13 protein-coding genes and 1 other RNA gene are annotated in these 12,111 nt (G+C 68.6%); 9 read left to right on the forward strand and 5 right to left on the reverse strand.

The window, feature by feature from the left end:
- Together ACWDU1_RS20260 and ACWDU1_RS20265 are read left to right on the forward strand one after the other, a co-directional pair.
- Positions 1 to 380 (forward strand): SbtR family transcriptional regulator (locus ACWDU1_RS20260; protein WP_450000524.1); only part of this gene is annotated, 380 nt, incomplete at its 5' end.
- A gap of 58 nt (positions 381 to 438) precedes the next feature.
- A complete protein-coding gene (locus ACWDU1_RS20265) occupies positions 439 to 1,767 on the forward strand; it encodes a D-arabinono-1,4-lactone oxidase (RefSeq protein WP_450000526.1) in 1,329 nt (442 codons plus the stop codon).
- Here ACWDU1_RS20265 and ACWDU1_RS20270 read toward each other — a convergent pair.
- The gene (locus ACWDU1_RS20270; RefSeq protein WP_450000528.1) at positions 1,732 to 2,475 is read right to left on the reverse strand and encodes an SIR2 family NAD-dependent protein deacylase; all 744 of its coding nucleotides are present in this window, start codon (positions 2,473 to 2,475) and stop codon (positions 1,732 to 1,734) included. The genes ACWDU1_RS20265 and ACWDU1_RS20270 overlap by 36 nt on opposite strands.
- 402 nt (positions 2,476 to 2,877) lie before the next feature.
- Here ACWDU1_RS20270 and ACWDU1_RS20275 point away from each other — a divergent pair, with 402 nt between their 5' ends.
- The 4 genes from ACWDU1_RS20275 to ssrA all read left to right on the forward strand — a co-directional run bounded on the left by ACWDU1_RS20275 (position 2,878) and on the right by ssrA (position 4,480).
- Complete coding sequence (locus ACWDU1_RS20275) at positions 2,878 to 3,186, forward strand: hypothetical protein (protein WP_450000530.1); 309 nt, start codon at positions 2,878 to 2,880, stop codon at positions 3,184 to 3,186.
- 68 nt (positions 3,187 to 3,254) lie between these two features.
- A complete protein-coding gene (locus ACWDU1_RS20280) occupies positions 3,255 to 3,491 on the forward strand; it encodes a hypothetical protein (RefSeq protein WP_450000532.1) in 237 nt (78 codons plus the stop codon).
- A 50-nt stretch (positions 3,492 to 3,541) separates the two neighbouring features.
- Complete coding sequence (gene smpB / locus ACWDU1_RS20285; RefSeq protein WP_450000533.1) at positions 3,542 to 4,015, forward strand: SsrA-binding protein SmpB; 474 nt, start codon at positions 3,542 to 3,544, stop codon at positions 4,013 to 4,015.
- A gap of 96 nt (positions 4,016 to 4,111) precedes the next feature.
- Positions 4,112 to 4,480: a transfer-messenger RNA gene (ssrA, locus tag ACWDU1_RS20290) on the forward strand.
- Between the two features lie 90 nt (positions 4,481 to 4,570).
- On the opposite strand, the gene ACWDU1_RS20295 is transcribed toward ssrA, so the two are convergent.
- On the reverse strand, positions 4,571 to 4,957 hold the full coding sequence (locus tag ACWDU1_RS20295) for a helix-turn-helix domain-containing protein (RefSeq protein WP_450000535.1): 387 nt from the start codon (positions 4,955 to 4,957) through the stop codon (positions 4,571 to 4,573).
- On the opposite strand from ACWDU1_RS20295, the gene ACWDU1_RS20300 reads away from it, so the two are divergent.
- From ACWDU1_RS20300 to ACWDU1_RS20310, 3 genes are all read left to right on the forward strand, one after another.
- The gene (locus ACWDU1_RS20300; RefSeq protein ID WP_450000537.1) at positions 4,940 to 5,842 is read left to right on the forward strand and encodes a metal-dependent hydrolase; all 903 of its coding nucleotides are present in this window, start codon (positions 4,940 to 4,942) and stop codon (positions 5,840 to 5,842) included. The genes ACWDU1_RS20295 and ACWDU1_RS20300 overlap by 18 nt on opposite strands.
- 77 nt (positions 5,843 to 5,919) lie before the next feature.
- Positions 5,920 to 6,954, forward strand: a complete 1,035-nt coding sequence (locus ACWDU1_RS20305; RefSeq protein WP_450000544.1) for a PDR/VanB family oxidoreductase — start codon at positions 5,920 to 5,922, stop codon at positions 6,952 to 6,954.
- A gap of 56 nt (positions 6,955 to 7,010) precedes the next feature.
- Positions 7,011 to 8,012, forward strand: coding sequence for an alpha/beta fold hydrolase (locus ACWDU1_RS20310; RefSeq protein ID WP_450000538.1), 1,002 nt, complete (start codon positions 7,011 to 7,013; stop codon positions 8,010 to 8,012).
- Between the two features lie 36 nt (positions 8,013 to 8,048).
- On the opposite strand, the gene ACWDU1_RS20315 is transcribed toward ACWDU1_RS20310, so the two are convergent.
- The 3 genes from ACWDU1_RS20315 to recQ all read right to left on the reverse strand — a co-directional run bounded on the left by ACWDU1_RS20315 (position 8,049) and on the right by recQ (position 12,032).
- Positions 8,049 to 9,032 carry a helix-turn-helix transcriptional regulator gene (locus ACWDU1_RS20315; protein WP_450000539.1) on the reverse strand — a complete coding sequence of 328 codons (984 nt, stop codon included), beginning with the start codon at positions 9,030 to 9,032 and terminating at the stop codon, positions 8,049 to 8,051.
- Between the two features lie 56 nt (positions 9,033 to 9,088).
- Positions 9,089 to 10,060 (reverse strand): DUF5666 domain-containing protein, encoded by a 972-nt coding sequence (locus ACWDU1_RS20320; protein WP_450000540.1) that lies wholly within the window; start codon positions 10,058 to 10,060, stop codon positions 9,089 to 9,091.
- 103 nt (positions 10,061 to 10,163) lie between these two features.
- On the reverse strand, positions 10,164 to 12,032 hold the full coding sequence (gene recQ, locus ACWDU1_RS20325; protein WP_450000542.1) for a DNA helicase RecQ: 1,869 nt from the start codon (positions 12,030 to 12,032) through the stop codon (positions 10,164 to 10,166).
- Positions 12,033 to 12,111: the final 79 nt, after the last annotated feature.

Consider the following 12,111-nt stretch of genomic DNA (forward strand, 5'->3'; position numbering starts at 1 on the left):
GCCGGCATATGGCGACCAATCGCGGGTTCAGCGAGGTCATGCTCGAATTGCGCGACGATCCGATCCGGCTCGGCTGTGGGCAGGATCGGGTCGGCCCGGCGGTGGCCGCGGTGATGGAGCGCGCCCGGGCGGCCGGTGTGGTGCAGCCCGAAATCGAGGCCACCGACCTGTTCGCGCTGATCCTCATGGTCGATTCACTGGCCGAGTTCGCGCGCCCGGTGGATCCCGATATCTGGCGCCGGTACATGGCGATCACCCTCAACGGCATTCGTGCCGATACCTCGGCGCGCCAGGCCCTGCCGGTGAACGCCCTCAGCCTGGCCGAGGTGGAGCAGGCCAAGGCCGCCAGACCCGGCCCCTTTCCCAACCGGCCGCGCTGATCACACGGCTGTACCCGTTTTCCGGCGCGGTCCCCGGCGATGCCCTAGAGTTGGACGTGTGACCAAGTTATGGGTGAACTGGGCCGGTGACCAGCAGTGCGCACCGGCGCGGCTGGCCGCACCCCGCGATCACGCCGAACTGGCCGCCGAACTCGGACGCGCCGCCGATGAGGGGCAGCGGGTCCGGGTGGCGGGGGCCGGCCATTCGTTCACCGATACCTGCCTCACCGACGGCGTCCTGCTGGACCTGTCCCGGATGAACCGCGTCCTGGCGGTCGACCGGGACACCGGCCGGGCCCGGGTCCAGGCCGGGATGACACTCGCCGCGCTCAACGACCAGCTGGACGCGCACGGCCTGGCCTTCCCCAATCTCGGCGATATCGATGTACAGACCATCGCGGGCGCCACCGCCACCGGTACCCACGGCACCGGCGGGCGGCTGCCGAATATTTCCGCGGCCCTGCACTCGGTGGAACTGATGACGGCCGACGGCCGGGTCACCGAACTCTCGCAGGAATCCAATCCGCAGGCCTGGCGCGCGGCCCGGGTCGGCCTCGGGGCGCTGGGCGTGGTGACCGCGTTCACGGTCCAGCTCGTCGAATCCTTCGTTCTGGAGGGCATCGAGCGACCGGTGCCGGTCGAGGACGTACTAGCCGATCTGGATTCCCTGATCGACGACAACGACCACTTCGAGTTCTACATGTTCGCGCACAGCCCGATCGCGATGACCAAGCGCAACAACCGGGTCGAGCTGCCGGCCGCCCCGCGCGGCGAACTGGTGGACTGGTTCGCCGACGTCCTGCTGTCCAACCACGCCTTCGACGCCCTGTGCCGGGTCGCGCGGCGCCGGCCCGCCCTGATCCCGTGGATTCACCGGGGCGCGGCGTACGCCGGCAGCTACCGGCGCCAGGTCGATCGCTCCTACCGGGTGTTCACCAGCCCCCGGCTGTTCCGGTTCACCGAGATGGAATACGCCATCCCGCGCGAGCATTCGGTCGAGGCGATCCGCGAGATCAAGGAGACCGCCAAGCGATTCGACAGTCCGATGCCGATCGAGGTGCGCTGGGTGTCCGGCGACGACGCGTTCCTCTCCCCCGCGGGTGGCCGCCCCACCTGCTATATCGCGGTGCATCAATACCAGGGCATGGAGTACGAGCCCTTCTTCCGCGCCTGCGAAGCGGTTTTCGACCGCTTCGACGGCCGCCCGCACTGGGGCAAACGCCATTTCCAGACCGCCGACACCCTGCGCGGTCGCTACCCGGACTGGGACCGTTTCGCCGAGGTGCGCCGCCGCTACGATCCGCGGGGCCGGTTCGCCAACGCCTATCTCGACCGCGTACTCGGCCCGGTCTCAGCGGTTCAGGATCGTCTCGACCAGCCGGGGTAACGCGCTGCCGATGGGTTCGCGGATCACCTCGGTCGCCAGCGAATCATAGGGCGTGGGCTCGGCATTCACGATGATCAGATCCGCGCCCGCGGCGACCGCCCGCCCGCACAGCGAGGCCGCGGGCTCGACCTGCAGGGAAGTGCCCACGGCGAGAAAGATTTCCGCGGTCTCCGCCGCCAGCGAGGCCTTCAGCAGCGTGCGGTGGTCGAGCGCCTGGCCGAACATGATGACATCGGCCTTGAGGATCCCGCCGCACTCCGGGCAGGGCGGATCGGCTTCACCCGCGGCGACGCGTTCCAGCGCGGCCGCCATGCTCGCGGTGTAGGCGCAGCCGACGCACACCACGTCGAACATATTCCCGTGGATCTCGACCACCCGCTGCGGCGCCGACCCGGCCCGCTGGTGCAGCCGGTCTATGTTCTGGGTGATGATCGTGACTCCCCGGCCGGAGCGTTCCAGGTCGACCAGCGCGCGATGGGCGTCGTTGGGCTGCGCGGCCCAGGCCGGATTGTCCCGGCGCGCCAGCCAGGACCGCGCCCGCAACGCGGGGTCGGCCATGTAGTTGTCGTAGGTCGACAGCAGCTCGGCGATCGGATCCTCGGTCCACACTCCCCGCGGTCCGCGGAAATCCGGGATTCCGCTGTCGGTGGAGATACCGGCGCCGGTTAGTATCGTGATGCGGCCGGTGCGCTCGTACCACTCGGTCACCGGCGTGCCCCACCCGTCCGCGGGACTGTTCGCAACCGAGGCCGGCGAGATACCCGGAAGTCTGATATCGGCATGCCCCTAGCTTAGGCACGCGCTGATCACCGTCCTCTTACCACAGTCCACGAGGATACCGGGCAAATATTTGGCTACCGAATTACGGACTTTTGGTCTGTTATCCGATCGTTTCGGAAACCTGCGGTTCCGTACCGCTTCCTGCAGCCGTTCCGGTCCCCGCCAACTGCCGTTTTACCCCGGCACATCACGCCCAGATCGCGGTAACAGACCGCTTCACGGCACAGTCTGTGACCCTTTTCTCCAGATTTGCCGTGCGGTATCCAGGCAGAGATTTCTCCGTTACGCTGAACACAATTGCCGCACCGACACCGAGACGGAGGTCCCGCTATGGCCAGCCATTACGCACCCCGTACGGCCGACCTGCGGGTCGGCGCCCGGCCCGCGGAGAACCTCGGCCGTAACGGTTTGATAACCAATCCGCTGGGGTACTCCGAATCCATGGCAGCCCTGCGAAATCGACCCGCCCGGATCGCCGGCATGGAATGGGGTACCGCGCTGCTGGCACTGGCCACGTGCCTGATCTTCAGCACCGGAATCGCCGCCATCACCCAATCGCTGGGCACCGCCCTGGTCGCTACCGCCTGCATTCTGGTCGGCCTCGGGATCACCCTGCGCATCCTCAGATCTCCGCGCTGAGATCCGCACCGGCCGGCCGGTAACGCGCATCGCCTCCGAATTCGTCGTGACGGCGTTACTCTGCGTGCATGCCACCCGGAGATGACTCCGATCAAGCGACCGGCGCGGACATCGGTGGACCCGCGCCCGGCGAGCCGGTCGATGCCGTTCCTCCACGCGGGCCACAGATCGATCCCGCTGTCGAACTCGGCTGGCTGGGCCGCCGGACCCCCCGCCCGCGACGCCGTCCGCGGCTGTCGACCGTGCTGCTGGTCGCCGCCTTCGTCGCGGTCTTCGTTCTCTACCTGATCCTGAAACCCACCTGACCGGCGACCGGGGAATAATCCGGTTGCCGCAGCGCCTTAAGGTTGTCGATATGAAGGAGAAGGGGCGCAAGGTTATCGCGACCAACCGCCGGGCGCGGCACAACTACACGATCCTGGACACCTACGAGGCCGGGATCGCGTTGGTCGGTACCGAGGTCAAAAGCCTGCGCGAGGGCAAGGCCTCGCTCGTGGACGCCTTCGCGACCGTCGACAACGGCGAGGTCTGGCTGCGCGGCCTGCACATCCCCGAGTTCAGTCACGGCACCTGGACCAACCACTCTCCTCGGCGGGTCCGCAAACTGCTGCTGCACAAGCGGGAGATCGAACGCCTGGTCGGCAAATCCCGCGAGGGCAATCAGACGCTGGTGCCGCTATCGATGTACTTCTCCGACGGCAAGGTGAAGGTCGAACTGGCCCTCGCCAAGGGTAAACAGGACTACGACAAACGCCAGGACCTCGCACGGCGCACCGCCGAACGGGAGGTCACCCGGGAGATCGGGCGCCGGATCAAGGGCATGCGCTGACGCCGGGCGCGAGCGGCCCGGGCGCCCGGAAAACGGGAATGAACGACACTGCCCGAAGTGTTAGCATGACTAGCCCGGCAAGGTGCCGGGACGTACGGGGCTGAACGGTTTCGACTGCGTACGTTGATTCAGGGGAAGCGTGTCGGTGCAGGCAAGAGACCACCGTAAGCGTCGCTGCAACCAATTAAGCGCCGATTCTCATCAGCGCGAGTACGCTCTCGCTGCCTAAGCGATAGCGTCTCTGTCGGCCCGAGGTTCGCCCTCGGCTTCGGTGCCGGCATCAGCTAGAGGGCTCACCGTGCGGCTCGGTCGCGGAGTCGTACGGGACATCTCACAGCGACTGGGATCGTCATCCCGGCTTGTTCGCGAGACCGGGAGATCCGAGCAGAGGCACAGCGAACTGCACACGGAGAAGCCCTGGTGACGCGGCGGAGGACCCGGGTTCGATTCCCGGCAGCTCCACAAGAGGCCCGGTCCTTTCGGACCGGGCCTTCGTCGTCCTCGTCCTATTTCGAGGCTCGGGTCAAGCGGCGTCGGCGTGATGGCCCGTAAACGTCACCTGGGTGGCATCGACGTCGAGAGCGATATGAGGGTGGCGTCGAGAGCATCGGCGAGCTCGGCGAGCAGCGGCAGGGTTGGCACAGTGTCGGCCCCCTCGATACGCGAGATCTTTGCCTGGGTCAGTCCGGCCCGACCGGCAAGTTCGGCCTGAGCGGGGCGCAATCTGGTCCGGGTCGAGGATCTCGACGATCGCTTCCCCGGCCTGCTGGACCTGGTCGCACAGTGGGAGCCGCCGGGCGAATAGCACGAATGCGGAACTATATGTAACCCATCGTCGCACTTATGGGTATGATCGCGGGACCGGGGCAATCTCCGGCCGCGACTCCGGTCGCGCCCGGAGCTGGTGACGATCGAGGAGGATCGATGGGGCTTTTCGGCCATCCCGCAGCACGGCAGGCGACCGATCCGGGCGAGGTCGCAGTCCACGCCCGCAATGTCAGTTTCGACTGGACCGCGGTCCCGCTGCACTGGATGCGCACCGAACCCATCGCCTCGCATGTGCTGAACTCGCTGAATCTGCTACTGCCCGAAGGCGAACGCAATTTCCTGGTGACCTTCGGCGAAGCGCTGCCGTTCGTCCGGGACGAGAAACTGCGTGAGGATATGCTCGGCTTCATCGGGCAGGAATCGATGCACGCCGAAACCCACGCCGATTCGCACGAATCGCTGCTCACGGCCAACGGTATCGATCCGCGGCCGTTCATCCGGCAGACCGAGCACCTGTTCCGCACCACCGTCGGACCGCGACGCGGCACCGGCACCCGGGCGGGGCGGCAGCAACTGGTGGACCGGCTCGCCGTTATCGCCTCGCTCGAGCATTTCTTCGCCTTCCTGGGTGACTGGATACTCAACAGCGAGCTGGAGAAGTTCGACGCCGACCCGCGCATGCTCGACCTGTTCCGGTGGCACGGTGCCGAGGAGGTCGAACATCGCAATGTGGCCCACGATGTGGCCGAATACTTCGGTGTCGGCTACCTCCGGCGCGGTGCGCTGATGCTGCTGGTCTTCCCCACCTTCCTGGTTCTGCTGGTCCGCGGCACCAAATTCCTGGTGCGCCGGGATCCGGCACTGCCCGACCTCGGATATCCGCGGCTGCTGCTGCGCATCCTGGGCGCGATGCGCCGCGGTGCGCTGCCCGGAATCCCGTCGCTGCTGATCAGCGCACTGTCGACCTTCAAGCCCGGCTACACCCCGGAGACGGTGGGTTCCACCGCGCAGGCCATCGCCTATCTCGCGAAATCTCCGGCGGCGCGGGCGGCATCGTGACGATCACCGATTCCGGGCGGCCCGCCGCGTCCGGGCCACCGGCCGATCTGTACGGCCGGCGCGGGGCCGATCGCACCATGCGCCTGCTGGACGCGCTGGTGAGCGCCCGCATGCGCTGGACCGCCCTGACCAACCTGCGCGACCTGCGACCCCGCGTCGACGACCGCCGGATCCCGCTCGTGGTCACCGAACGGCGCGTCGTCGCCTCCGACCAGGATGTGGTGAGCCTGCGCCTGGCCGCGCCGGGCGGCGGGCCGCTGCCGCCGTGGCGGCCCGGCGCCCACCTGGATCTCGAACTGCCCTCCGGTCTGCTGCGGCAGTACTCCCTGTGCGGCGACCCTCGTGACACCCGCGCCTACCGGATCGCGGTACGCCGTATCCCGGGCGGCGCCGGGTCGGCCGAGGTACACGACGAGCTCTCGGTGGGGCGGGCGCTGGTGGTCCGGGGGCCGCGCAACGCTTTCCCGTTCGCCGCACCCGGCCACGGTTCCCCGGCGGCGCGGGTACGGTTCGTGGCCGGCGGTATCGGGATCACCCCGATCCTGCCCATGATGCGGCTGGCCGACGCCCTCGGCATCGAATGGACCGCGATCTATACCGGACGTGCTCGCTCCACTCTCCCCTTCCTGGCCGAGGTGGAAGGTTTCGGGCCGCGCGCGCGGGTACGTACCGATGAGCGGCACGGCCTGCCCGCCATCGCCGAACTCCTGGACGGCGTCGGGCCCGATACCGCCGTCTACTGCTGCGGTCCCACCCCGATGATCGCCGGCGTGGCCGCCGCGGTCCGCGAGATGCCCGGCGTCGAACTGCATTCCGAACGTTTCTCGGCACCGCCCGTCGTCGACGGCATCCCCTTCGAGATCCAGTTGTCCCGCGGCGGTGCGGTGATCGAGGTCCCCGCCGACCGCTCGGCCCTGGAGATGCTGCTGCACAGCCGCCCGGATCAGCCGTACTCGTGCCGTCAGGGCTTCTGCCGGACCTGCAAGGTCCGGGTGCTCGACGGCGAGCCGGAGCACCGGGACTCCGTCCTGACCCCGGCCGAACGCGACGCCGGCGAGATGCTGGTGTGCGTATCCCGCTGCGCGGGCGGCCGATTGGTGCTCGATCTGTAGATCCGGCCCCGACCGAACCCGACCACCCGGCAGTACCGAGAGCACGAGGAGTGAGCGTGACCGCAGCGAACACCGACCTACCCGAGACCACCCGGACGGTCCACCACCGCGGATTCGACCTGGCAGTCTTCGAATACGGTGATCCCGAGGCCGAAACCGTGGTGCTGGTCCACGGCTGGCCCGATACGCATCATCTGTGGCGCGGGGTGATCCCGCTGCTCGCCGAACGATTCCATGTGGTCGCCTACGACACCCGCGGGCACGGGGCGTCCACCCGCACCTCCCGGGTCGCCGATTTCCGGCTGGAAGAACTCGCCGCCGATTTCTACGCGGTCGCCGACGCGGTGAGCCCCGGACGCCCCGTGCACGTCCTCGCGCACGACTGGGGTTCGGTTCAGGTATGGGAGGCGGTATGCGAACCGCGGGCCATCGAGCGGATCGCGTCGTTCACCTCGGTCTCCGGCCCGAATCTGGACCATCTGGCCGCCTGGGTGCGCGCCCGGCTGGGCAGCCCGAGCCCGCGTAATCTGTGGCAGCCGTTCACCCAGTTGCTCTCCTCGGCCTACACCGGGCTGTTCATGACGCCGGTGCTGCCCCGGCTGCTGTTCGGGGCCGTCGCCACCGAGGGCCGCTGGCGGCGGGTGATCCAGCTGATGAACAGCACCCCCGCCTCGACGATCCACTTCGGGCCCACCCTGAAGCAGGATATGGTCGACGGCCTGCTGATCTACCGGGCCAACATCATCTCGCGGATGCTGAACCCGCGCGAGCGCACCACCGATGTTCCGGTGCAGCTGATAGTGGCGGGCCGCGATATCGCTGTCCGGCCCGCGGGCTACGACGATTCCGCGCGCTGGGTATCGCGGCTGTGGCGCCGGGACGTACCCGCCGGGCACTGGATGCCGTTCTCCCATCCCGAACTGCTGGCCGAGGCGACGACCGAACTCGCCGCCAGGGTCGGTGCGGGTACGTCCGACTCGGGTGCGACGGTGCACCTGTTACCCAACACCGGCAAGACCCCGTCCGGACGCGCGAACGGGAACCGCGCGGCGCGCTGAACAGGTTCGCGCGCAACGATTGCGCGCGGCCCCGTATCAGGGTGCGGTGGCGGGGTCGTCGGCATTCGCCGCGCGCAGGAAATGCGTGCCCCAGGACCGGAGCTGAGCGACGAGTTCCGGCGGTTCGAGAACTTCGAATTCGGCGTCGAGCGATCCCAGCGCCATGGTGGGCCAATCGAGGGAATCGGTACTCATCGTGACCCGGCAGGTGTCGGCCGCGACGGTTTCGACGGTGCTCCACTGTCCGATCCGGGCACGCACATCGTCGGCGGGGGCCCGGACCAGCGCTCGGATGTGGTACGGACGGGAAATGCGGTCGACACCCGCCCGCACGAATTCGGCCGCGTCCGCGACGGGCAGCTCACGCGGCCGGAACCGGGCCCCGTCGCCCGCCGGGCCGGTGAGCCGGTCGATGCGGAAACTACGCCAATCGTGGCGCAGGAGATCGAACGCGACCAGGTACCAGCGCCGGCCCAGCGATACCAGCCGGTGCGGTTCCACATGACGTTCGGTGCGGCTCCCGTCGGCGGCGGTATAGGAGAAACGCAGGCGTTCGCTGTCGCGGCAGGCCAGCGCCAGGGTGGTCAGGGTGGCGGGATCGGGGCCCGGCCCGGGGCCGCCGCTCCATTCGGCGGGGACCGTCATGGCCCGGATGGCATCGACCCGGCGGCGCAACCGTGGTGGCATCACCTGCACCACCTTGGCGAGGGCACGCACCGAGGATTCCGCGACACCCGCCACCGAGCCCTGCATGGCGGACTGCAATCCGACCACCAGGGCCACCGCTTCGTCGTCGTCGACCATCAGCGGCGGCAGCGCCGCACCCGCGGCCAGCTGATACCCGCCGTCCACGCCGCGCTGGGCCTCCACCGGATAACCCAGCTCGCGCAGCCGGTCCACATCGCGACGCAGGGTTCGCGCGGAGACACCGAGCCGGTCGGCCAGCTCGCCGCCGGGCCAGTACTTGTGGGTCTGCAGCAGCGACAGCAGGCGCAGCGTCCGCGTGCTCGTATTCGCCATACTTCGATTGTCCACACAATTGAGGTCAGCTTGTGACCGCTTACCGACCTGTTCGTCTAGGCCTGCAATGACAGCCCGGTGATGGTATTCGCCGTGAGCGACCCGTCGGCATGTCTGCGCCCGTACACCATCACCGGCGCGCCGATGGTGATCCCCTCGACCCGGCTGGCCATGAGAACGTACAGCTTCGTGTCGCGGTCGGTGTGCACCGTGATCTCCGTGGGGGTGATTTCGCTTTTCACGGTGAGCGTTTCGCCGTCGTTGCTCCGGACCTTGCCGAAGACGAAACCGGTCCCCACATCGCGCGAACCGGCCCCCGGCACGGAGGTTTTCGAGGGTGGTGGCACCACCTCGACGGTGGCCGTCGGCGCCGAGGCCACGGTGGCCAGACCCGGCGTACCTGCCTGGTCCGGGCCGGTCGTGCGGCCCAGATAGAAACCGCCGGCGGCCAGGAGCACCGCCAGGCCCAGGCACAACCCGAGCAGCGCATATCGGCCGGAAGGGCCCGGCCGGGAGAGTGCCCGTACCGGTGGGTCCTCGCCGAACGGATCGCCGGGGTACCGGTCCGGGTCCGCGGCGCCGGCAGCAAGCGATTCTTCCGACGGCCCGTCGAAGCGGGTCGCTAGCGCGAGGTCCGCATCGGAATACCCCGCGGCCGGTTCGATATCGACGCCGGCCGCGCCCTGGGGTTCCGGGTGTTCGCCCGCCGGGAAGCCGGGGGAATCCGGTTCGGCGTAGGCAGGATGCGGGGTGGCCGCAGGAACGGCGGGCAAGGTGGCGGGCGATCCCCCGGGGTGCCCGGGAACCGCCGACACCGCGGATCCCAGGAGATTCGCCGAGACCGTGGGGTCGGAATCGGCGCCTGTTCCGATACGACCCGCCGGTTCGCCCCGGCTCCCGGGATCCGGCGGTGCGGACGGGCCCTTCCCGGTTCCGGCGCGGATGACCGCGGGGTCCAGGCTGCCGAACCGGGCGACCGGCGCCGCACGGCCGGGTGACCGGGACCACGGCGGGCGCTGACTGGACATACTGCCAGGCTAGGGGGTGCTGTCCAGGCCCCTATCGTCACTGACGGGAGCAACCGCCGAGTGAATCGCGATGTGCGCCGGGATGTTCCACGCGAAACCCGGCTCAGCCGCTCGCCACCACCTCGAGCACCTGCTCGCCGTAGCGGGCGAGTTTGTTCTCGCCGATCCCGCTCAGCGCGCCCAGCGCGGGTAGATCGGCGGGTTTGCGGGCGGCGATATCGCGCAGGGTGGCGTCGTGGAAGACGACGTAGGCGGGTACGCCCTGTTCCTTGGCGGTATCGGCCCGCCACTGCCGCAGTTTCTCGAACAGATCCACATCGGCTGCGCCGAGATCCGCGGGCGCGGACCGGGCCGCTTTGGCGCCGCGGGCCGCCCGCGAGGGTGTCGGACGCTCGGGCTCCCGGCGCAACCGCACGGTGCGGCCGTCGAAGAGCACCGCCTCACTGGCTTCGGTCAGCGTCAGCACACCGTAATCCCCGTGCACCGCGAGCAACCCCTGTGCCAGCAGCTGGCGGATCACACCGCGCCACTCGGTATCCCGCAGATCGCCGCCCACTCCGAAAACACTGAGTTCGTGATGGTCGTATTGCAGGACCTTCTGGTTCTGCTTGCCCAGCAGGATGTCGATCAGGTGACCGGCGCCGAAGCTCTGGCCACGTTCCCGTTTCAGGCGCAGTACCGCCGAGAGCAGTTTCTGCGCGGCGACGGTGCCGTCCCACGATTCGGGCGGGGTCAGGCAGGTATCGCAATTACCGCAGGGCAGCGGCGGCTGACCGAAATAGGCCAGCAACTGGGCCCGGCGGCAATCGACCGTCTCGCACAGGGCCAGCATGGCGTCCAGATGCAGTTGCAGACGGCGGCGATGCGCGGCGTCGCCCTCGGAGGATTCGATCAGTTTGCGCTGCTGCACCACATCCTGCAGGCCGTACACCATCCAGGCCGTGGACGGCAGACCGTCACGACCGGCGCGACCGGTCTCCTGGTAGTAGCCCTCCACGGATTTGGGCAGATCCAGATGCGCGACGAACCGGACGTCGGGTTTATCGATTCCCATCCCGAAGGCGATGGTGGCCACCACCACCAGCCCCTCTTCGCGCAGGAATCGCGCCTGGTTCTCGGCGCGGGTCCGATTGTCGAGGCCGGCGTGATAGGGCACGGCCCGGATACCGTTCTCGGTGAGGAAGGCGGCGGTCTTCTCCACCGAATTACGGGACAGGCAGTAGACGATTCCGGCGTCGCCGGGGTGTTCGGCGCGCAGGAAGTCCAGCAGCTGCCGGTCGGGCCGGTTCTTGGGTTCTATCCGGTACTGGATATTGGGCCGGTCGAAACTGGCGACGAACCGGCGGGCCGCGCCGAGCTCCAGCCGGGTGACGATCTCCTCGCGGGTCTTCTCGGTGGCCGTGGCGGTGAGCGCGATCCGGGGCACCTCCGGCCAGCGCTCGTGCAACATGGACAGCGCCAGATAGTCGGGCCGGAAATCGTGACCCCATTGCGAGACACAGTGCGCCTCGTCGATGGCGAACAGCGCGATCCGGCCGCGTTCCAGGAGCTGGGCGGTGGATTCCATCCGCAGGCGTTCCGGCGCGAGGTAGAGCAGGTCCAGCTCACCGGCGGCGAACTGCGCCTCTACCGCGCGGCGCTCATCGGGGAACTGCGTCGAGTTGAGGAATCCGGCCCGCACACCCAGCGCGCTCAGCGCGTCCACCTGGTCCTGCATGAGCGCGATCAGCGGTGAGATCACCACACCCACGCCCTCGCGGACCAGAGCCGGTACCTGGTAGCAGAGCGATTTGCCCCCGCCGGTCGGCATCAGGACCAGGGCGTCCCCACCGGCCACCACATGAGCGACGATCTCGGCCTGATCGCCGCGGAAACTGTCGTACCCGAACACCCGCCGTAGCACATCTCGCGCCGCATCGGATTCGGCGCCGGCTGCGCCATCGGTCGCGGGAAGGGTGTCGAGGGGGTCCACGCGGCCATCCTACGAGGGGCCTCCGACCCCCGCAGGCGGCCGTCAGTGGATACCGGGTGGTTGTCCACATGTGGACAAC

Source organism: Nocardia sp. NPDC003345 (genome assembly GCF_053589395.1).